The following is a 22,049-nucleotide window of genomic DNA, read 5'->3' as shown; positions in this document are numbered from 1 at the left end:
GTCGGCGATGTGACTGTTTTTCAGGTTCGGGTTCGGGTGCGACGGGAGACGTGACCAAGTGATCGACCGCAAGGCGTTGTTGGCGGACCTCATCAAGCAGGTCAAGGCGGTCGAAGTGGACCTCGGCAAGCAGGTCAAGGCGGTGACCGAGGTCGGGGAACGGTTGCGTGCGGAGTACGACCAGGCGCGCAAGCTGGGCCGTACGGCGGCGACGTGGAACGCGTGGCTTGACGAGCGGGTCACACAGGTCGCGGTGGCGTGGGTCCTGGGCACGGTGTTCGTACGGTTCTGCGAGGACAACCGGCTGATCCCCGAGCCGTACCTCACGGGTGCGGAGCCGGAGCGACTTGCCCTCGCGGAGGCGCGGTACGCGCAGTATGTGGAGGATGACGAGGACCCGACGTTCCGGGGTTGGCTGGAGCGGGCGTTCCGGGATCTGGGCGCTGGGCAGGCTGGCAAGCTGCTGTTCGAGGAGCGGCACAACCCGTTGTTCCAGATCCCCGTGTCGCACGACGGGGCGCGGGCGCTGGTGGAGTTCTGGCGCGAGCGGGACGAGGCGGGTGAGTCGTTGGTGCATGACTTCACCGACCCGCTGAGCGCGGATGGTACGGAGGGTTGGGACACGCGGTTCCTGGGCGACCTGTACCAGGACCTGTCGGAGGCCGCTCGGAAGACGTACGCGCTGCTCCAGACGCCGGAGTTCGTGGAGGAGTTCATCCTCGACCGGACGATGGACCCGGTGGTGCGGGAGCTGGGCGGGCGGTTCGGCGAACTGAAGATGATCGACCCGACGTGTGGGTCGGGGCACTTTGTGTTGGGTGCGTTCCGGCGGATGGTTCGGCTATGGACGGAGCGGCAGCCGGGGCGGGATGCGCATGAGAGGGTGCGGGATGCGCTGAACTCTGTGCACGGGGTTGACATCAACCCGTTCGCGGTGGCTATTGCGCGGTTCCGATTGCTGGTTGCGGCGATGGCGGCCTCTGGGGTGCGGACGCTGGCGGAGGCGTCGCGGTACGACTGGCCCATTCATCTGGCGGTGGGTGACTCGCTTATTAAGGCTCGGCAGCTTGAACTGACGCTGGGGGGCGAGGAGGCGGGGGATCCGCTGGCGGAGTTCTCGTATGCGACGGAGGACGTGCACGAGTATCCGGGGATCCTGGAGCAGGGGCGGTATGACGTGGTGGTGGGGAATCCGCCCTACATCACGGTCAAGGACAAGACGCTGAACGCGTTGTATCGAGAGCTTTACGCGTCCTGCTCGGGCAAGTACGCCTTGTCGGTTCCCTTCGCTGAACGCTTCTTCCAGCTCGCAAAGGTTGGAGAACCTGACGGTCGCGGGTACGGCATGGTCGGCCAAATCACGGCAAACTCCTTCATGAAGAGGGAGTTCGGGGCAAAGCTGATTGAGGAGTACTTCGCGCACAAGATCGAGCTCACCGAGGTGATCGACACTTCGGGCACTTACATCCCAGGGCACGGAACACCGACAGTGATCCTCGTGGGGCGGCGCCGGTCCGGCAACAATCGCACGGGGAAGATTCGTACCGTCCGTAGCATCCAAGGCGAGCCATCAGCTCCCATCGACCCAGCAGATGGGCTGGTCTGGAAGGCTATCGTCAACCAAATCGACCAACCAGGCTCGTTGAGCTCGTGGGTATCGGTGGACGATCTCGAACGCGAGCGGTACTTTGGTAAGCAGCCCTGGGTCCTAACGGACGGCGGCCTTGAGCTGGTCGAACAGATCGAAGAGCACAAGGTGATGCGCCTGCGCCAGACGCTGGCACTGGACATCGGGTTCGGCGGTATCACCGCCGAGGATGACGCATTCTTCTTCCCCAGTGCGTCATCCGCCCGACGTCGGCAGATCGAGCGGACGATCCCCATGGTCACGGGTGACACAGTTCGCGACTACTGCATCACACCTGAGATCGCCAGCATTTGGCCATACGACACCCAGTTCGAGGCCGTGCACAGTGACGCGATCCCGGCAACCATGCGGGCGATGTGGCCCAACCGACGCACTTTGCAACGACGCAAGCGTTTCGGGAGGTTCATCGACACGATCCCAACGATCAAATGGTACGAGTACGGAGAGTTGTACCGCGAGAAGCTGCGAACACCACATTCGATCACTTTTGGATTCGTGGCGACCCATAATCACTTCGCACTTGATCGCGGCGAAAAAGTATTCAAACAATCCGCCCCGCTAATCAAGCTTCCCCAGAGCGCAAGTGAGCGCGATCACCTAAGCTTTCTCGGACTACTCAACAGCTCCACATCCTGTTTCTGGCTCAAGATGATGAGTCACGACAAGGGAAGTCAAGGAGTGAACGAGGGCTTCAAGTCGCAAGACTGGGAGCGTTTCTACGAGTTTACTGGTACCAAACTCCAGCAATTTCCCATCCCTCCCGTACATCCCACTGCTCTCAGCGTCACCATGGACGCACTCGCCCAAGAACTCGCAGCTGCTACCCCCCACGCTCTAGCCACCCCCCAAACCCCCACCTCCACAGCCCTCCGTACGGCCCGCACCAAGTGGCTCTCCATCCGTGCCCAAATGATCGCCCTCCAAGAGGAACTCGACTGGCAGGTCTACTCCCTCTACAACCTGCACCCCGAAGACCTCCGCGCCCCCGAGTCCGAAGTCCCCGAACTCGCCCTCGGTGAGCGGGCCTTCGAGATCGTGCTCGCTCGCCGGGTCGAGAAGGGGGAAGCATCCGACGAGTGGTTCAAGAGGCACGGGTCCACACCCATCACCACGCTCCCCAACCACTGGTCGGAGGCCTACAAGGCCACCGTCCAGAAGCGCATCGACGCCATCGAGTCCTCGCGCGCCATCGGCATGGTTGAGCGCCCCGAGTACAAGCGCCGCTGGGCGACCGAGGGTTGGGAAGCTCTCCAGGACAAGGCCCTGCGCTCCTGGCTGCTCGACCGGATCGAGAACCGCGACCTGTGGTTCCAGGACGGACAGCCGACCCTGCTCACCCGGCACCAGCTCACCGCCGAGCTCTCCCTCGACGAGGACTTCGTCTCCGTCGCCGAGTTGTACGAGCCCCGCAAGGAACTCGCGACCGTCGTCGAGGACCTCCTCGCCAACGAGCACGTGCCCTTCCTCCCCGCACTCCGCTACAAGCCCGCCGGTCTCAAGAAGCGCGCCGACTGGGAACACGTCTGGGACCTCCAGCGACAGGAAGACGCTGCCCCGGACGAGCCCGCGAAGCGCAAGATCCGGGACTCGATCCCCGTACCGCCGAAGTACACCTCGGCCGACTTCCTCAAGCCGTCCTACTGGCGCGCCCGCGGCAAGCTGGACGTACCCAAGGAGCGGTTCATCTCCTACGCGACCGGCGCCATCTCGGGCACCCCGGACCTGTTCGGCTGGGCGGGCTGGGACCACCGGGAGCAGGCCCAGGCCCTCAGTACGTACTTCACCAACCATGACGGCCTCTCCACCGAGGAGATCACTCCACTCCTCGCAGGTCTCCTCGAACTCCAGCCCTGGCTCACCCAGTGGCACGACGAGTTCGACCCCCTGTACGGCGGCTCCCCCGCCGCCTTCTTCGCGGGCTACCGCGCGACCAAGCAGGGCGAACACGGCCTGAGCGACGACGACTTGCGCACCTGGCGCCCCGCCCCGGCCACCCGTCGAGGCCGGCGCCCAGCCAACAGCTGATCACCCCGGCACGCCCTCCCCGCCCGCCTGCGCGGAGGGCGCGCCGTCGTCCCGTACGGTCAACGGCTCGGCCGCGTGTACCCGTAGCGCCGGGCCCTCGTCCAGCCCCAACACGATGGCGGGCCCACCCGCCGCGTACCGCTCACTGCGTACGCTGCGGACCGCCCGCCACTCGCCCCACGCCCGCACGGACTGCCCTGGCCGGACCATCACGGCAGCGACCTCCCTCACGTCGGGCGCGGCCACGATGTCCGGCGCCTTCAGCTCCACCCAAACTGTCTTCCCAATCCCGCCCGCACGCTCCTCAATACCCCACCGGTGAGCCAGCGCCTCCACGAGCAACAGCCCGCGCCCACGGGTCTCCTCCTCGCCCGGCGCCCGCACTTCAGGCCTGCCCGCCCCCGCGTCGCTGACCTCCAGCCGCAGCAGCCCGTCCTCCAGCGAGCGAGCGATCCGTACGCCCACCTGCCGATCACTTGGCACTGGCACGCGCAGCGCATTGGTCACCAGCTCCGACAGCACCAACTCCGCGGTCTCCAGGGCGACTTGCCCGACGCCCCATTCCCCGAGCACGGCGTGCGCCACCGCCCGCGTTCTGGGAACGCTCCGGCGACAACGGGAAAGCCGGAAGGTGACTTCGTTCGGCGCGGCCATGGCAGCTCCCAAAGGGTCGGTACTCGTCCGGAGCCCTTACAGAGAGGGGTAGTTGCACCATGGGACTCCGATGTCCACCGCCTGTAGGATCTATGCGCACCACGCGAATCTGCAACGTTGCCAACTAGAATCACCGCAATTTTCCCTCTTCCGAGTTAACCCCGGCCCTGTCGTATCCAGCGCTCTGCTAAAGCTGTTGCCATGCTTACGAAGAGCACCACCCCGAACCCGTCGACAGTCCTCGGGCGCCAACTCGGTGATGAGCTACGCCGGTTGCGAGAGAACGCAGGGCTGACAACCAACCAGGCAGCCGAGGCCCTCGACTGCACCAAGGGCAAGATCAGCCGCATTGAGAACGGGCGGGTTGCAGTACGGCTTCCGGACCTGACAGCGATGCTGCACGCCTACGAAGTGACAGACCCGGAAATCCGCGAGCGCCTCAGCGCCCTGGCCCGCAAGGCCAACCGTCGTCGCCGGCAAGGATGGTGGAACCAGTACGGCTCAGTGCTCGCCGACACTTATCGCGACTACATCGCCTTGGAAGCCATGGCGGGAACGATCCGTACGTTCCAGGCGCAGCTTGTCCCTGGCCTGCTCCAGACTCCCGAGTACATCCGTGCCGTGACAGTGGCTTCGCGGCAGTGGCAGAGCGCAGACGAGATCGAGAAGTTCGTCCAGGTGCGCCTCGCCCGCCAGGAGCGGCTCACAGGCGATTCCCCGTTGCACCTCTGGGCGGTCGTGTCGGAGGCAGTACTCCTCCAACAGGTCGGCGGGCCACAGGTCATGAACGCACAATTGGAACACCTCCTCGTCGCAGCCGAGCAGCCCAACGTGACCATGCAGGTCATGCCTTTCTCCCGCGGAGCCCACGCGAGTATGTTCGGACCATACGTAGTACTGGGTTTCCCTGATGAGGCAGCGCTCGACGTGGTGCTGGCGGACAACCCGACCGGCTCCATGTGGCTGGAGCGGGAGGCAGAAGTCGCCCGGTACCAGGACCTGTTCGACGCCGCTCGCACGTCCGCACTCTCCCCGGTGGAGTCCCAGGCCGTCATTCGACGCAGGGCCGAGGAGCACAGGACATGAACAGCGGACGCCGCAGCACGCCGGATCTGTCGGGCGCGAAGTGGCGCAGCAGCAGCTACAGCGGCGGCAACAACGAGTGCGTCGAGGCAGCCACCAACCTCCCCACCCACCTCCCCATCCGCGACAGCAAGCGCCCCACAGGCCCCACGATCGCCTTCAGCCACGACGCCTGGCGCACCTTCATCGCCCACCTGGACTGAACCGGACCACACCACAGCAGTGCCCCACTCCTCAGCACGCCCCCGCATGCTCACGTAGAGCAGTCAATAAGTTACTCACATTCTCCATACTATGGTTCACTTGAGTATGTTCAGCACGAGCGCAACCCGAGGTGCCCCATGCCAGGCTTCGTAGGCCGCAAATCCGAGCTTGCAGCACTCGACCGCCACCTGACCTGGGTCGGGGACGGCCGAGGCGACCAGCGCGGCAGAGCCCTACTACTGCGCGGCCGACGCCGGGTCGGGAAGTCTCGCCTCGTCGACCTCTTCTGTGAACGCGCAGGCGTCCCGTACGTCGTGCATCAGGCCACCCGGGGCGAGGACGCGCAGCGGGAACGCGCCCGGTTCCTCGGCGAGGTCCGCCACTCCTCCCTGCCCGAGACCACCCTCCTGGCCGGCGTCACCACCGTCGCCGACTGGGACACCGCCCTGCGCCAGCTCGCCGCGGTCCTCCCAGACGACTCCCCCAGCATCGTCGTGCTGGACGAGCTGCCCTGGATGCTCGAAGGCGACCCGGTTCTGGAAGGCACCCTGCAGACCGTGTGGGACCGCGTACTGAGCCGCAAGCCCGTGCTGCTCGTGCTGATCGGCAGCGACCTCGCCATGATGGAGCAGCTCTCCGCCTACGGCCGCCCCTTCCACCAACGAGGGGTCGAGATGGTGCTGTCGGCCCTCTCGCCGTACGAGGTCATGGCAATGACCGGACTGCCTGCGGCGGACGCCTTCGATGCCCACCTGATCACCGGCGGTCTGCCCCTCATCTGTCAGGAGTGGCGGGACGGGGAGAGCCGCGGTGACTTCCTGGCCCGCGCTCTCGACGACCCCACCTCCCCGCTGCTCGTCTCCGGCGAGCGTGTACTGGCCGCCGAGTTCCCCACCGCCCTTCAGGCCAGACATGTGCTGTCCGTGATCGGGAGTGGTGAGCGGACCTTCGGGACCATCGCCGCGAAGGCCGGGTCCGCCGACCGGCCGCTCCCGCCCGGTTCGCTCAACCCTGCGCTGCGTACCCTCACCGACAAGCGGCTCGTCGCCGTCGACACCCCGTTGTCCGTCCGCCCCGGAGACCGGGACCGCCGATACCGCGTCGCAGACCCCTACCTCCGCTTCTGGCTCGCCTTCCTGGAACGGGGAATCTCCGAGGTCGAGCGCGGGCGTGGGCGCCTGGTGGCCGAGACGGTCGAGCGCGGCTGGACCTCCTGGCGCGGGCGGGCGATCGAACCCGTGGTGCGGGAGTCGCTGGCCCGGCTGCTCCCCGACGAGACGTGGCCCGAGGTGCGGGAGGTGGGCGGCTGGTGGCCCCGTACGAACAATCCCGAGGTGGATCTCGTGGGAGCCGACCGGGCACCCGCCCGCGGCATCGGTTTCGTAGGCTCGATCAAGTGGCACGAGAACGGCTCCTTCGACCGCCGCGCACTGGCCGCGCTCGCCCGGGACGCTCTCGTCGTCCCCGGGGCGGACGAGGACACTCCGTTGATCGCCGTGTCCCGGTCCGGGTTCACGGTGGACGGGCTCTCGGCGACGTACGGGCCCGAGCAGCTCATAGAGGCCTGGGGTTCCGGCGCATGAGCTCCCTCCCCCATGTCATATGCACCCGATACGATCGAGAACCGTCCGCAACCGTGTGAACAGTCGCGGACGGCATTCCCGGGACGGCGTGGGCGGGGAGCGTCACGCGCGGTCCTGGTCGACGGGGGACGCACCGCGCTGCCCGGTGGACGCAGATGCATGCAGGACACGGAAATCAGGAGACGCGAGACAGAGATGGCCCCGACCGCCGCCACGGCCCCCCTCCTCCGCGATGTCATCGACATCAAGACATCCATCTCGACCTCCGACTTCGTCCTGAAGCTCGCCGAGGCGGTCTCCGAGGAGGGTGCGGCCCGCGCGCTCAAGGACTACGTCGTCACCGAGCGGTTGCTGGAGAACTTCGACGACTCCCTCGGACTCATCAAGGCCGCCCTCGACGGGCACACATCGAAGGCCGCCTATCTGCACGGCTCGTTCGGTTCCGGTAAGTCGCACTTCATGGCCGTACTGCATGCTCTGCTCAGGGGTGACCAGGCGGCACGCGCGCGCACCGACTTCGACCCGGTGCTGGGCAAGCACGAGTGGCTAAACACCGAGCACAAGCAGTTCCTGCTCGTGCCGTACCACATGCTCGGTGCGAAGTCCCTGGAGCAGCGAGTCCTCGGCGGATACGTCAGCCATGTCAGGAAGCTGCATCCTGAGGCGCCGACGCCGCAGGTGTACCGGACGGACTCGCTGTTCGAGGACATCCGCTCGCATCGGCTCCGTATGGGCGACGAGAAGTTCATCGAGGGCCTCGGCGGAGCCGGTTCCGCGGACAGTGCGGGTGTCGCCATCGATGAGGACGACGACTGGGGCGACGAGTTCGAGTGGACCTCTGCGCTCCTCGACACCGCGCTCGCCGCCGAGGAACTCGACGGCGGCGAGGTCAACCTGGACCTGGTCAACCCGAGCACTCCCGCCGAGTTGCGCGCCAAACTGGTGCACGATGCCGCCGCGACATGGTTCCCGGGCTTCGCCAAGAACGCCGCCGAGGACGAGCACGGGTTCATCTCGCTGGACGCCGGCCTCGCCGTGATCGCGGAGCACGCGAAGTCGCTCCGCTACGACGGACTGATCCTCTTCATGGACGAGCTGATCCTGTGGCTCGCCAACCGCATCCACGACCAGCGCTTCGTCTCCCGCGAAGCGGACAAGATCACCAACTTTGTGGAGGGCGCCGACTCGCGACGGGCCATCCCCATCGTGTCGTTCATCGCCCGCCAGCGAGATCTGCGCGAGCTGGTCGGCGAGGAGACCTCAGGCGCGGCCGAGACCGCGATCCAGGACAGCCTGAACCTGGCCTCCGGACGCTTCGACAAGATCACGCTGGAGGACCGGAATCTTCCACAGATCGCGCATGCCCGTCTCCTCTCGCCGAAGAACGAGGAGGCCGCCGCTCAGCTGGAGGCGGCGTTCACCAGGATCAAGCGGGTCGGGCCGAGGGTCTGGGACGTACTGCTCGGCTCGGACGAGGGGACGACCGGCGCGGACGAGGCGTCGTTCCGGCTGACGTACCCCTTCTCGCCCGCCTTCATGGACACCCTCGTCCACATCTCGTCCGCGCTGCAGCGCTCCCGTACCGGTCTGAAGCTGATGGGCCAGCTGCTCGCCGACCACCGCGACGAGGCGACGCTGGACCAGCTGATCCCGCTCGGTGACCTCTACCCCGTCATCGCAGACGGCGGCGACAGGCCGTTCGTGGACAGCCTGAAGGTGGAGTTCCAGGCCGCGGACAAGCTGTACCGCACCAAGCTGCGACCGCACCTCCTGGCGACGTACGAGGTCACCGAGGAGGACGTCGAGCGCTACCGGCACCGGCGGGAGACCGTCACCGACCAGCAGCTCGCCAACCGGTGCAAGGGCTTCGTCGGCGACAACCGGCTGATGTGCACCCTGCTGCTGTCCGCACTCGCCCCGAGCGTTCCCTCGCTGCGGGACCTGACGATCCAGCGGCTCGGCGCACTCAACCACGGCTCGGTCGTCTCCCCGATCCCCGGCGCCGAGGTCGGCGTCATCAAGGCGAAGGTCGGCGAGTGGGCGGCACGCTTCCCCGAGATCAAGGAGACCGGCACCGGCACCAGGCCGGGCGTACGGCTCGAACTGGCCGGGGTGGACGTGGACTCGGTCCTCGCCAACGCCGACGTCAATAACAACCACTCCAACCGCCGCAACCTCGCCAAACGGCTGCTGGCCGAGGAACTGGGACTCGAACTGCAGGAACGCCTGGTCGCCGACGAGCTCAACCTCGTCTGGCGCGGCTCGAACCGGACGGTGGAGGTCGTATTCGGCAACATCGCCGACCCGGACAGCCTGCCCGACCACGAGTTCTCCCCCAGCCAGGAAGGCTTGTGGCGGGTCGTCATCGACCTGCCGTACGACGAGGGCGAGTACGGGCCCCGCGACGACGCCAACCGTATGCAGACCCTGCGCGAGCTGCCCGGCGCACGGCCCCGGACCGTGGGATGGATCCCCACCCACCTGTCGGCGGCCCGCTTCCAGGACTTCCAGCGGCTCGTCGTCATCTACTACGCGCTCGCCGACGAGCGGCGCTTCGACACCGTGTACGCCCAGCACCTCAACGCCGACAACCGCGCGCGGGCCAAGCAGCTCCTCGAAGGGCAGCGCAGCGCCCTCACCAAGGCGGTGCAGGCCGCCTTCAAGCAGGCGTACGGGCTGGCGGAGAAGAAGCCCGGCGACGTCGACGTGTCCTTCACCGAGCACTTCGACCCACTGCCCGACGTCCCCGACCTCCGCGTATCCATCGGTCAGTCGCTACGCGACGGGGTCCGGCATGTGGCGGGCAAGCTGCTCGCCCACCAGTTCCCCGCCCACCCGGACCTGGACCCGGAGGGCAACGGGACCGCGGTGAAGCCCAGCGATGTGCGGACCGTCTTCAAGAACTTCAAGGCCGCGGTGGAGTCCGGCGACCGGCAGACCGAGGTCGACGGCAAGGAACGGGCGGTGATGCGCCGGATCGCGGCGCCACTCGGGCTCGGCCGGCAGACCGAGGCGTACTTCCGGCCCTCCACGCGCTGGGTGGACCACTTCGCCCTCCAGATCCGTACCGAGGGCGGCCCCGGCGACCTGAGCGTCGGCAGGCTCACCGAATGGCTGGACCGGCCCGAGCCGATGGGCCTCGAACCGCTCCTCGCCCACCTGATCGTCGCCGCGTACGCCGAGATGGACGACCGGGTCTGGGTGCGAGGCGGCGCGCTGCTCGACCCTGCGCCCGAACTCTCGGCGATCAAGCCGCAGGACGCGCTGCGCTCGCAGCCGCTGCCGGACGTGCCGGCCTGGGAGGAAGCCGGACGGCGGTACTGGGACATCTTCGGCGAGCAGCCGCCGAAGCTGCGCCGCGGCCCGATGGTCAGCCAGTTCGCGCGGCAGATCACCAGTCAGGCGCGTGCCTTCCAGCCGCACGCGGCCGACCTGGTCGCGCAGTTGGAGAAGCACTCCCCGCTGCTCGGTCTGGACGGGGCCGACGAGTCCGGCAGGCTCGCGCTGGCCCGGCGCTCGCGCGACCTGCTCGACGAACTTCTCGGCCTCGACCGGGGCGCGGCGGGCGGCACGGCGGCGGCCAAGCAAATCATCACCGCCTTCGCCGCCTTCGATCTGCGGGAGGTGCCCGCCGGCCGCTACGGCGCGTCGATCAAGCAGGCGGACGCCGTCGCCAAGTCGCTGGTGACGGCCGCCTGGGACATGCTGAAGCTGGCTCCCAGCTACGGGCCCCAGGGCGAGGCCGTCCTTGAGGCGTTGCGGGGAGCGGCTCGCGCCGACCAGCGCACGCTGAACCTCAAGGACGCGTTGCAGGACGCCCGGCGCTCCATCGTGGCGGTCATCGAGCGCAGCCAGGCGGCTGCCGCGCCTGCCCGGCCGAGGCCCGCTCCGGAGACCGAGGCGGTGGCCGGGCCGCTCACCACTCCCGAGGCGGTGCGCCTGAGCACCGACAGCAGCCATCCGCCCGTCCCCACCACGCACCCCATCCCCAGTCCCGGCGGCCCGGCCCGCCCGCGCCGCTCCGGCAGCGGACGGACCACCGCCTCCCGGGTGCTCACCGAACTCCGGGCGGAACTGGCCGCGTTGGCGGAGTCCGAGCCCGACGCGACCATCGAGATCAGCTGGCGGGTCGTGGAATGAGGCGTGCGCAGTGAATACGGCAACCACGGCGTCCGCGACGGCCGCTACGGCGACCACGAGCGCGGTGCGTCTCAACACCGCCACCATCATCCAGTACCTGGCTTCGCAGTCCGGCCTGTCGGGAGGCAAGCGGCGGGCCGTCCTGCTGCGCGCCGCGCCTTCCTGGGACGGCCCCGCCGAGCTGGCCCGGGGCGAGCAGGGGCAAGCGCTGATTGCGGTCGCCCCCTCGCCGCTCGCCGTGTACGAACTGGTGCTGGGCCACCTCCCGCCCACGGCCACCGGGCCCGAGGTGCTGGTGGTACTGACCGACCGTGAGGAGGCGGAGCTCGGTCCCGACCTGCTGGCCAAGGTGCACAAGCAGCGGGTCAACACCGTCGACATCTGGGACGTCGTACGCGAGGCGTTCGGCGCGATCGACACCGACCGTCGGCTGTTCGACGAGAACTGGGCCGCGGAGGCGCTCCTCGACGCCACGCCGCCGGGCCGCTGGCCGCAGCTGGCGGGCGGACTGCTGTCCCGGAGCAAGGCGCTCTCCGCCCTGACACTGCGGCGGCTCGGCATCGGACGGTACGACCCCGACCGTGACTCGGGAGACCTGGCAGCGTCGGCAGGCGACGACGTGCTCGACGTACCCACCCTGTTGCGCTGGTCCCTCGCCCCCGGCGGGCCCGGCCGCTACCTCGCACTGCGGGCACCCGAGCGAGCGGGGCTCGCACGGTTCCTCGCCGAGAAGGACCAGGCCGGCCCCACCGGACGGGCGCTGCTCGCCCTGGTCGACGCCGAACACGGGCCGGACGCCGTGGCGTTCGGTCTCCTCTGTGCCGCGCTTTGGGGCCATGCCGACGCGGCGGCCGACCCCGAGGTCTATCGCGCACGCGGGCGGGCCGAGCGCTGGTTCGGCGAGGAGCTGCCCGCGCGGGGCGAAGCCCTGGACACCCACGCGGCGGCCTTCGGTCGATCCTGCGAGGAGTTCGTGTCGGGGCTGCTGCTGAGCGGCCGTTCCGAACTCGACGAGTCCGCGGCGACCGCGCGTCGGCTCACCGGTTTCGTACTCGACCGTGCGGCCGCCCTTGCCCGACAGTTCGGCGCGGGACAAGCCGCCCGGACAAGTCCGTTGCTGGCAGCGGGCCTTGAGGAACGGTTCGCCGCCGTCGGCCGGGCGCTGCTGGGCGACGACCCGGCGCTGACCGCGCAGTCGGTGAAGTCGCTCAGCCACCATCGGCTCGCCCCGGAAGGCTACGCGCACACGCGTATCGAGCGAGCCCGCATGGCCCAGCGGCTCTCGCAGTGGCTCGCGACAGGACCGGTGGCCGAGAGCGCGAACGTGGCGGCCGGAGTCGCACGGCATGCCACCGAGACCGGCTGGGTGGACATGGCACTGGAGCACATCGAGGCAGGAGGCGACCCCGATCCCACGCTGAAGGCCGCCTACGACAGCATCTGCGCCTCGGTGCGGGCCCACCGTCGCGACATCGACCGGCATTTCGCCCGCTCCCTCGCCGCCTGGACGGCCGACGAGAACGACCGTGGAGCGATGCTGACGGTGGAGACCTTCCTCCCCGACATCGTCGCCCCGGTCGTGAAGGCCGGGGAGCGCCGCGTTCTGCTCCTCGTCCTCGACGGGATGAGCGCGGCGATCGCCGCCGAGCTGGGCGAGAAGCTGCGCGAGCACTGGGCCGAGTACGACCCGCTGCCGAAGGCGAAGGACGCCCCGCAGCGTCGGGCGATGGCCGCGTTGCTGCCCACCGTCACAGCCGTGTCGCGTACCTCTCTGTTCGCCGCCCGTCCGATGACGGGCACACAGGCCGACGAGAAGAAGCTGTTCCCCGCGCACCCCTTCTGGGGCGGGCAGGATGTCGCGGTCTTCCACAAGGACGACCTGCGTGGAGAGAGCGGCGGCGACCCGTTCGGACCCGAGCTGCACGAGGCACTCGCCGGCGACCGCACGCATGTCGCCGTGGTCCTCAACACCATTGACGACCGGCTCGGCAAGGAGCAGAAGCTCGGAGACGGCGCCTGGCGGCTCTCCGACATCGGGGGACTGCCGGAACTGCTGCGGTTCGCCGCGACCCAGGGCCGGGCCGTCTTCCTCACCAGCGATCACGGACACGTCGTCGACCGGCGCGGCACCAGAGTCGAGGCCGACGGCGTGCAATCCGCCCGGCACCGGTTGCCGGGAGGCGCGCTCTCAGAGACGGAGGTCGAGCTCTCCGGCCGACGGGTGCTCGCTCCCGATCCGGGCGGCTCCGTCGTCGCCCTGTGGGACGCCGACTCGCGTTACACCTCCCAGAAGGCGGGCTACCACGGCGGCGTCGCCCTCTCCGAGTTCAGCATCCCGGTGCTGGCTTTCCTGCCCTTCGGCGCGGAACCGCCGAAGGGCTGGCGCGAGTTGGGCAGTCAGCAGCCCAGCTGGTGGTCGCTGACCCCGTACTCCCCCGAGCAGCCGCAGCAGCCGCCAAAGCCCGTGGCCCTCGCGGTGCCACCGAAGAAGTCCGCCCGGCGGGCCAAGGAAGAGGCCGAACTCGCCAAGAGCCACGACTCGCTCTTCGAGGTCGCGCTGGCTCCCTCCACCGAGGGTGCGCTGCTCTCCGCGGAACTGGTCTCACCGGACGACACGTTGGTCAGCGGCCTGCTGTCCTCCGAGGTCTTCGAGACCCAAGTGAAGCTGCTCGCCCGCAAGCCGGACCTGGCTCGGGTGGAGAGAGCCGTGCACGCCCTCCTCGACGCGCGCGGCACCCTGCCGATGACTGCCCTGGCCCAGCGCATCGGCCTGTCGTCCGCCCAGCGCCCCGACGGATTCGCGGCCGTCCTTCGGCAGTTGCTCAACCACGACGGCGTGCAGGTGCTGGAGACCCTGCCCGACGGTCGCACCCTGCGGCTGAACACCGGATTGCTGCGTGACCAGTTCGGGCTGAGGTGACGTGCGTGCAGTACAGGGAGCAGGGCAGTGGCAGGCATGAGCAGAGGCAACAACCGTAAGGCTACGGAAAGCCTCAGGTGAGCTGCCGCAACAGACCGACGAACTGGCGTAGTTCGTCGGTCAGTTGCTGCGACAGCGGATCAGGGTCGAAGTGCGCGATCTTGTTGCGGATCTGGCGCACCCGGTCGAGCTGATGCACGAACTGAACACGATCCACTCCCGGCCAGCCGAGGTCCAGCCAGTTCTGATCCGCTCGGGCCGCGCGCTGTTGTTCCCTCTGCTTGGCGCTCCTCGGATTCCCGTCGAGCAACTTCACGTAGTCGCCGAACATCAGGTCCGTGATCTGGCCGGTCTGCTTGTAATCCGGCTGAACGGCCAGGATGGCTTCCGGACCGAGCTTCGTACCGAGGCACTTGCGCAGGCGGAACTCAATGTCTCCCACCGCGAAGAACGGCCACGCCGTCGCGCCGAAGCGCTGGGTGACGTCCGCGGCCGTTACGATCCCGCGAAACTTTCCGCTGCTGTCCCGTACGAGGAGATAGCCGTGTTCGCTGACCATCGGGAGCAGTGAGAAGAAGTCCTGGTGCGCCTCGGCGACCGACCAGTGCTCCGCCATGGCGTTCGCCAGAATCGGGTCGGCACCGGTCTCGTACATCCTGGCCACCGAACTCCACGTGACTACTCCGCGCAGGGTGTAGTGCCCGTCGAGGACCGGGAGCTGGGAGTAGTTCTTGGTGCGCATGATGTAGGTCGCCGTCGTCAACTGATCGTCAGGAGTGACGGATTCGACGCCGTGGAGGGCGCCCGGGATGTCGCCGATTCGGAACGAACGCTGGGGCAGAGCTCCCTGCGACAGGCCATACCCGTCTTCGCTCTCGTCCGCATCGGCGCCTTCGATCTCACTCCCGGTCTCCTCGACGACGGAAGCCAGCGCCACGACGTGAATCTTCGCTCGGCGGTTGCAGGTGGCGAAGTACGGAACCGTCGAGAGACCTACGGTCTTGAGCGCTTGCGAGATGTCCAGCACCGTCTGGTCGTTGCGCACGCGTGTGCCGAAAAGCGCGAGGAGATCGGGCACGGGAAGCATGGTGCCCTTCAGGCCGAGAAGCTGCTCCTCGGTCGGCATCTGTGACACGGCAGCGCTCACCAGCCTTCAGCGGTGCGGAACACGGTGCGCTTGCCCATGGCGGACCGCACCAGTTCGAGCAGCTGCTTGGCACGGTTCTCGTAGAAGCGGTCGAAGTCGCCGTCGTGCAGGGCGGACGGGTCGATGAGGTGGGTGGTGATGACGTCGTCGAACCACTCAGGGCGCATACCCGACTCGAGGATGAGCGGTTTGAGATAGGAGGAGGGAGCCCCTGTCATGCTGCGGCTCGCTCGGAGAGACAGGGGGGTCTTGTTGACGATTGAGCTCGCGTGCGCGGCGTGGCTCGAACTGTTCTTGGCGATCCACGCCTTGGGGAAGATCTGCCGGACCTCCACATTGTGCTCGACGAGCCGGGCCGGATTGAGCGGAGCCTCGGTGAAGTACCAGTCCACCGCCCCCTGCTTGACCAGCAGCGCGTAGATCCCCTTGTATGCCGCGCTGTTGCGGGTCGTCAGCGTGTCGAGCCGGTCGGAGAGGAAGGCCGCCTCGGCGACCGTGTCGGGAATGACACCGTCCTCACCCCTGATCCAGCCGATCAACTGCTCCACGTCACGGGTGAACCGGCTCTCCGTCGACCCGCCGTACATCTCGCCCAGCACACCGCACCAGTACCAGTGAGCGATCCGCTCGTCGTCACCCGGACCACCCGCCTCCTCACCGAGAATGGCCCGTACGGCTGCCAGCGGTACAAGCTGTGTGCGATAGGGCAGGTCGGACGCACGGACGATGCACTGCTGCTCCAGGAACGCCCCCACCCAGGCGAATGCCTGCTCCACGCGCGGCGCCAGGCGCTGGAAGTCGGCGAGCGGCAGTTCCAACAGGTCACGTCGCTTACAGGACACCGCGGCCCCAGGACGGTCCCGCTTGCGTTCCCAGGTGCGGACCAGGGCCACGGCCTGCAGGAAGTCACTGCTGATCAGCCCGTCCTCCAGGCCGGCCTCCAGACGGCCCAAGACGGGGTAGGCCGATGCCAGGCCCGTCTTGATCCGCTGCCACTCCTCGGGAAGCCGGTAGTACTCGCCTGTCTCCGCGATGTGCTGTTGATTGCCCGCGTACGTGGCGGTCAACAGCTCAAAGACGTTCAGCGGGACGCCGCCGGTGTTCACCCGCTCGAACACGGCGCACACCGCGTCCATGGTGGTGGAGGCCGCGAGTTTGATCATCGGCACCTGGAACGACTGCACGTTGTTCAGGACGAGTTCTTCGAACTGCGACCAGAGGTCCCAGTTGGCCTCGTCGAGCTTCACAAACGCCTTGTGCCAGGCGTTCATCCGCTGGATGTCGAACACGAGATGGAGCGGGAAATACCCTGCGGCACACTCGAGTTCCGTCGTACTGAGGTCGAGAACGACCCGGCGCGCGAAGTTGGACTTGAGGATCCGCTCCTCGGGCACGGAGACCACCGCGTCGTCACGGTCCGCGGGCGATCCGACCGCCTTGGCGATGTCGATGTAGTACCAGCGTCGGAGGTTCTTGTTCCGGGCATCGACCGTTTCCACCGGATGTTCCCGATGCAGCGCCTGGAACAGTGATGTCAGCCGCTGCTGACCGTCCAGAAGGAGAAGGTCGGGGCCCCTGCCGTCCGCGTCCTCCGCGCCCTTCAACGTGCGGGCCCTGAACGGGGACGTTCCACCCGTCTCGAGCGTCATCACCACACCGAGCGGATAGTCCATCGTCACGGTTGCGATGAGCGCTCTGATCCGCTCGTCGTCCCATTTCCACTCGCGTTGGAAATCCGGAAGCTGCAGCACCCCGGACGCAACGTCCTTGAGGACATCTTTGAGCTTTGGACTGTCGAGCGCCACGCTGCGTATTCCCCCGGCTCATGCCTGAAACGATGTAGCTGACGATTGCACCAAGGTGATCAAACGGACGTCAAGGTTTTCACCCGCCTCCCCTCATACACCGAACAAATCCAGCCACTCAGAGTGCACGAGCGGAGCGTACGAGGGGTAGGAGTCCACAGAGAACGACCTGCAAGTCCGTGCGCCACGACACCAACCGGATGGAAGACTGGCGACGTGAGCACAGACCGCCCAGATCGAGCCCCCCTCGTCAGTCCCGCCCGGCGCCGCGACGTGATCGATGCTCTGCGACGAGGGGCTGTCCCCGAGCGCGGGCTGGACCTGCTGGCCACGGGCCTGGACCGCTTCGAGACCGCACTGGACTCCGAGCTGAACGCGGTGAAGTCGGGGGCTTCCGTCTTCAAGGCGGTGCGTGGCGAGTACGGATCCGGCAAAACCTTCTTCGCACGGTGGCTGGGCGAGCGCGCCAAACGGCTCAACTTCGCCGTCTCCGAGGTCCAGATCTCGGAGACCGAGACACCTCTGCACAAGCTGGAGACCGTCTACCGTCGCCTCACCGAACGGCTGGCCACCTCCGGATTCCCGCCGAGCGCGCTGCGACCCGTTGTGGACTCGTGGTTCTACACCCTGGAGGAGGACGCACTCGCCGACGGTGCCGCGGAAGAGGACCTCTCCACCAGGGTCGAACAGCTGATGACGACTCGACTCACCGAAGTGTCCCGGCACGCGCCCTCGTTCGCGACCGCCCTCCGCGGCTACCGCGCCGCCCTCACCTCAGGCGACGAAGCCACCGCCTCAGCCGTCATGGCCTGGCTGGGAGGACAGCCGCACGTCGCCGCCTCCGCACGCAAGGCTGCCGGCGTCCGCGGTGACCTCGACCACTTCGGCGCCCTGGGCTTTCTGCAGGGGCTGCTCACCGTGCTGCGCGACTCGGGCCATGTGGGCCTCGTCCTCGTACTGGACGAAGTGGAAACACTGCAGCGGGTCCGCTCCGACGCACGCGACAAAGCGCTCAACGCCCTGCGGCAGCTCATCGACGAGGTGCACTCCGGACGTTTCCCGGGTCTGTATCTGCTGATCACCGGGACCCCTGCGTTCTTCGACGGCCAGCAGGGCGTGCAACGCCTCGCTCCGCTCGCTCAGCGGCTGGCCACCGACTTCACGACCGACCCCCGGTTCGACAATCCCCGCGCTGTGCAGTTGCGGCTGTCGGGCTTCACACTGGACTCCCTCGTAAGCCTGGGTATCACCATCCGCGATCTCTACGCAGAGGGCGCCTCGTCGCCCGAGCGCGTCAAGGCTGTTGTGGACGAGGCGTACATCGCCGATCTGGCCAAGGCCGTCGGCGGGGCACTCGGCGGAAAGGTGGGGGTGGCACCACGGCTGTTCCTGAAGAAACTTGTCGGTGACGTCCTCGATCGCGTCGACCAGTTCAATGACTTCGATCCCCGTAGTCACTACGCGCTGACCGTGAACTCGGGAGAGCTGAACGAGATCGAGCGCAACGCGGCAGCAAGCCCCGACGACATCGAGCTGGAGCTGCCGTGACGGTGCCCGGGGCCCCGGATCCGCTTGACCGACTGCACCCCGGCCTGATCCACCACATCGTCAACTCTCTGGGCTGGCCGGGCCTGCGCCCGCTCCAGGAAGAGTCGATCACGCCTTTGCTCGACGGCTCGGACGCCGTGTTGCTCGCCCCTACCGCGGGCGGGAAGACCGAGGCCGCAGCCTTCCCGCTGCTGTCGAGGATGGCGCAGGAGAACTGGACCGGCACTTCGGTGCTGTACGTGTGCCCGCTCAAGGCACTGCTCAACAACCTGCTTCCGCGGCTTGAGACATACACCTCCTGGCTGGGGCGCACAGCCGCGCTCTGGCACGGCGACATCGGCCAGTCTCGCCGCAAGCTGATCCTGCGGGAGCGCCCGGATGTGCTGCTGACCACTCCGGAGTCTCTGGAGGCGATGCTCGTCAGCGTGAATGTCGACCACCGGGCCTTCTTCTCGGGGCTGCGCGCCATCGTGGTGGACGAGGTGCACGCATTCGCCGGCGACGACCGGGGTTGGCATCTGCTGGCTGTGCTGGAACGGTTGGAACGCGTGGTCAAGCGGCCGGTACAGCGGATCGGGCTCTCCGCGACGGTGGGAAATCCACAGCAGTTGCTGAGCTGGTTGCAGGGGTCGAGCGCCGGAACGCGCACGGCACATGTCGTTGCCCCGCACCTGCGGGACGAGTCACCGGTCCTGCCACCGCCAGGGGATGTACAGCTCGATTACGTGGGCTCACTGGCCAATGCTGCAACGGTGATCGCAGCTCTCCACCACGGCGAAAAACGGCTGGTCTTCTGCGAGTCGCGCAGACAGGTCGAGGAACTCGGCGCGAGCCTGCGTGCCAAGGGCGTGGCCACCTTCCTCTCTCACGCGTCGTTGTCCACCGACGAGCGGCGCCGAGCGGAGGAAGCCTTCGCCGAGGCACGCGACTGCGTGATCGTGTCCACCAGCACACTCGAACTGGGCATCGATGTCGGCGACTTGGACCGGGTCATCCAAATCGACGCGCCCGGTACCGTCGCCTCGTTCTTGCAGCGCCTGGGCCGAACCGGCCGACGACCCGGCTCGATGCGCAACTGCCTGTTCCTGGCCCTCGACGAAACCGGCCTGCTCTCAGCGGCAGCGCTTCTGCTCCTGTGGTCACGCGGTTGGGTGGAACCGGTCGTGGCACCTCCGGAGCCGCGGCACATCGTCGCTCAGCAAATCCTCGCGCTCTGTCTCCAGGAGCATCGGGTCGGCGACCAGCTGTGGCAGGAGTGGTGGGGCGGTCTCGGCCCCTTCGGTCCCGGTGCCGAGCCGATCGTGCGCCATCTGCTGGACGAGGGCTACCTGGACCGGGACGGCGGCATGCTGTTCATCGGTCCTGAGGCAGAGCGCCGCTTCGGCTACCGGCACTTCATGGATCTCACCGCCGTGTTCACCGCGGCGCCGGAGTTCACAGTGCTGTCGGGCCGGACCGAGATCGGCACAACGGACCCTGTCCTGCTGACCCAGGAAGTCGCCGGCCCTCGACGGCTGTTGCTCGCCGGACGCAGCTGGCAGGTGACCTACATCGACTGGTCACGGCGCCGCTGCTTCGTCGAGCCCGTGGAGGGAGGCGGCAGAGCCCGTTGGGGTGGGTTCGGTCTTTTCCGCACCGCTTCGTACGAGCTCACGCAAGCAGCGCGAGAAGTTCTGCTCGGCGTGATTCCTCCTGTGGAACTCACCCGGCGTGCCTCGGGTGCCCTCGCCCAGATCCGGGAGGCCGGCGCCGAAGTAGTGCACTCCGACGGCACGGTGATCGTGCGGGGCGGGCGCGACACGAATGTGCGTTGGTGGACCTGGGCCGGCTACCGAGCCAATGCCACCCTTGCCGCCACACTCTCCGGCATCACTGATCCTCTACAGCGCCCCACCGACGCATACCTCCGGCTGCGCGAGGACCTGACCGCGGAGGAGTGGAGCAAAGCCAAGTCTGCGGCTGGTGAACAGCTGTGCCTCCCAGCAGTCGACGAACGCGCACTGACCGGCCTCAAGTTCAGTGTCGCTCTGCCCCAACGGCTCGCGGAGGCCACACTCGCCGCCCGTCTCGCGGACCTTGAAGGCGCGACGGCCGCACTGGCAGCGCCCGTACGCTTCACTTCCGAGCCATGACCGTCGACTGTCGCACACCCTTTCCCATGTCGATCTAGGGTTGGCACACCGCCGCTCAAGGAAAGCAGGGGAAGTTCATGGGTCAGCACACGGAACACGCAAGCCAGCAGACACTTCCTTTCTGGGTGTCACCGGATGACGCTGACGGCTCCACACCCGACGACACCATGGGGATCTTCGGCAACGACTCCGAGGCGGTGCTGCGCTCGGTCCCTCTCGGCCCGCTGCGCAAGAACCTCACCGAGACGGTCGACGCACTCCAGCAGATATTCGCCGACGTGGCCGAGCGCGGAGGCGCACTGCCCCTGGCCGAAGCACAGCTCTCCTTCCAGGTGACAGCCAGCGGAGGGGTCCAACTCATAGGAACGGGCCAGATACAGAGCGCTCGGGGGCTCACCCTCACCTTCAAGCGCGCGTAGGGAGCCGAGTAGATGCAGCGCTTCAAAGCCCTCCTCATCGGGGCGAGTGACTACGACGCCCCCGGCCTGCCCCCTCTCCCGTTCGTGAGGGCTGACCTCGAGCGACTTGCCGGGGCCCTCCGGTCCAGAGGTTTCGAGGCGGTCGATGTCGCCGAGTCCCCACGGGGTGTTACACCGAACTTCGTCGAGGGGAAGATAAGCAGGCTCCTGTCCGGTGCAGGTCGGCACGATGTGCTCTTGATCGCGCTCAGCGGGCACGGGATTCATATCGACGGCGCCGATTACCTGCTTCCTGAAGACGCCGACCTCGACATCGTCGACCGAACCGGCATCAAGATCGACTGGGCCAGAGATCTGGAGAACACTCTGGCTGAACGCGTGGTCTTTCTCATTGACGCCTGCCGTGAAGGCGTCGACCTCGGAACCATGTCTTCGAGCAACAGGCGTTGGGGGAAGCGAAAGATCACAGCGGCCCTCCAGCGCAAGGTTGCCTATGTGTACGCATGCTCTCCAGCGCAGTTGGCTCTCTACGTCCGCAACGACGAAGAAATCGAGGACTCGGCCGCCATAGAGACAGTTCCGGGTGACAGCTTCAGCCTCTTCTCCCGAGCGGCGGCTGACGTCGTCGAACAAGAACCACAGGTGTCAAGCCTCGAAGATCTTGAAGCTGCGATTCAGCGGCGCATTGAAAAATTACATCGCGCATATGCAAAGAAGCGGTCACTGCAAAACATTCGCATT

The 22,049-nt window shown here is 67.3% G+C and carries 12 protein-coding genes and 1 pseudogene; 10 read left to right on the top strand and 3 right to left on the bottom strand.

Annotated elements, in window-relative coordinates:
• Positions 1 to 58 precede the first annotated feature (58 nt).
• Entirely contained in the window at positions 59 to 3,673 is a 3,615-nt protein-coding gene (gene pglX / locus OG718_RS39440; RefSeq protein ID WP_328846451.1) for a BREX-2 system adenine-specific DNA-methyltransferase PglX, read from the top strand.
• On the opposite strand, the gene OG718_RS39435 is transcribed toward pglX, so the two are convergent.
• Positions 3,674 to 4,327, bottom strand: coding sequence for an ATP-binding protein (locus OG718_RS39435; RefSeq protein ID WP_328846450.1), 654 nt, complete (start codon positions 4,325 to 4,327; stop codon positions 3,674 to 3,676).
• Positions 4,328 to 4,528: 201 nt separating this feature from the next.
• Between OG718_RS39435 and OG718_RS39430 the strand changes: the two genes are divergently transcribed.
• The 5 genes from OG718_RS39430 (at position 4,529) to pglZ (ending at position 14,257) form a co-directional block, all read left to right on the top strand.
• Entirely contained in the window at positions 4,529 to 5,413 is an 885-nt protein-coding gene (locus OG718_RS39430) for a helix-turn-helix domain-containing protein (RefSeq protein ID WP_328846449.1), read from the top strand.
• The gene (locus OG718_RS39425; protein ID WP_328846448.1) at positions 5,410 to 5,613 is read left to right on the top strand and encodes a DUF397 domain-containing protein; all 204 of its coding nucleotides are present in this window, start codon (positions 5,410 to 5,412) and stop codon (positions 5,611 to 5,613) included. Before OG718_RS39430 ends, OG718_RS39425 begins: the two co-directional genes overlap by 4 nt.
• Before the next feature lie 138 nt (positions 5,614 to 5,751).
• Positions 5,752 to 7,197: an ATP-binding protein gene (locus OG718_RS39420; protein WP_328846447.1), complete on the top strand. Its 1,446-nt coding sequence runs from the start codon at positions 5,752 to 5,754 to the stop codon at positions 7,195 to 7,197.
• Between the two features lie 159 nt (positions 7,198 to 7,356).
• Complete coding sequence (pglY, locus tag OG718_RS39415; protein ID WP_328846446.1) at positions 7,357 to 11,337, top strand: BREX-2 system ATPase PglY; 3,981 nt, start codon at positions 7,357 to 7,359, stop codon at positions 11,335 to 11,337.
• A gap of 10 nt (positions 11,338 to 11,347) precedes the next feature.
• Entirely contained in the window at positions 11,348 to 14,257 is a 2,910-nt protein-coding gene (gene pglZ, locus OG718_RS39410; protein WP_328846445.1) for a BREX-2 system phosphatase PglZ, read from the top strand.
• 73 nt (positions 14,258 to 14,330) lie between these two features.
• On the opposite strand, the gene OG718_RS39405 is transcribed toward pglZ, so the two are convergent.
• Together OG718_RS39405 and OG718_RS39400 are read right to left on the bottom strand one after the other, a co-directional pair.
• Positions 14,331 to 15,383 carry a CBS domain-containing protein gene (locus tag OG718_RS39405; protein ID WP_328846444.1) on the bottom strand — a complete coding sequence of 351 codons (1,053 nt, stop codon included), beginning with the start codon at positions 15,381 to 15,383 and terminating at the stop codon, positions 14,331 to 14,333.
• Positions 15,384 to 15,400: 17 nt separating this feature from the next.
• Positions 15,401 to 17,209, bottom strand: coding sequence for a GmrSD restriction endonuclease domain-containing protein (locus OG718_RS39400; RefSeq protein WP_328846443.1), 1,809 nt, complete (start codon positions 17,207 to 17,209; stop codon positions 15,401 to 15,403).
• A 216-nt stretch (positions 17,210 to 17,425) separates the two neighbouring features.
• On the opposite strand from OG718_RS39400, the gene brxD reads away from it, so the two are divergent.
• The 4 genes and pseudogenes from brxD to OG718_RS54480 form a co-directional block, all read left to right on the top strand.
• Positions 17,426 to 18,757 carry a BREX system ATP-binding protein BrxD gene (gene brxD / locus OG718_RS39395; RefSeq protein WP_328846442.1) on the top strand — a complete coding sequence of 444 codons (1,332 nt, stop codon included), beginning with the start codon at positions 17,426 to 17,428 and terminating at the stop codon, positions 18,755 to 18,757.
• Positions 18,754 to 20,889, top strand: a complete 2,136-nt coding sequence (locus tag OG718_RS39390; protein WP_328846441.1) for a DEAD/DEAH box helicase — start codon at positions 18,754 to 18,756, stop codon at positions 20,887 to 20,889. Before brxD ends, OG718_RS39390 begins: the two co-directional genes overlap by 4 nt.
• Positions 20,890 to 21,014: 125 nt before the next feature.
• Positions 21,015 to 21,308 carry a Pepco domain-containing protein gene (locus tag OG718_RS39385; protein WP_328846440.1) on the top strand — a complete coding sequence of 98 codons (294 nt, stop codon included), beginning with the start codon at positions 21,015 to 21,017 and terminating at the stop codon, positions 21,306 to 21,308.
• A 12-nt stretch (positions 21,309 to 21,320) separates the two neighbouring features.
• Positions 21,321 to 21,998: pseudogene (locus OG718_RS54480) on the top strand (caspase family protein); the annotation flags it as partial.
• Positions 21,999 to 22,049 lie beyond the last annotated feature (51 nt).

It is taken from the genome of Streptomyces sp. NBC_00258 (genome assembly GCF_036182465.1).
Classification (GTDB): Bacteria; Actinomycetota; Actinomycetes; order Streptomycetales; family Streptomycetaceae; genus Streptomyces.
Note: the sequence above shows the minus strand (reverse complement) of the source record. Positions and strands in the feature narration are given on the sequence as shown.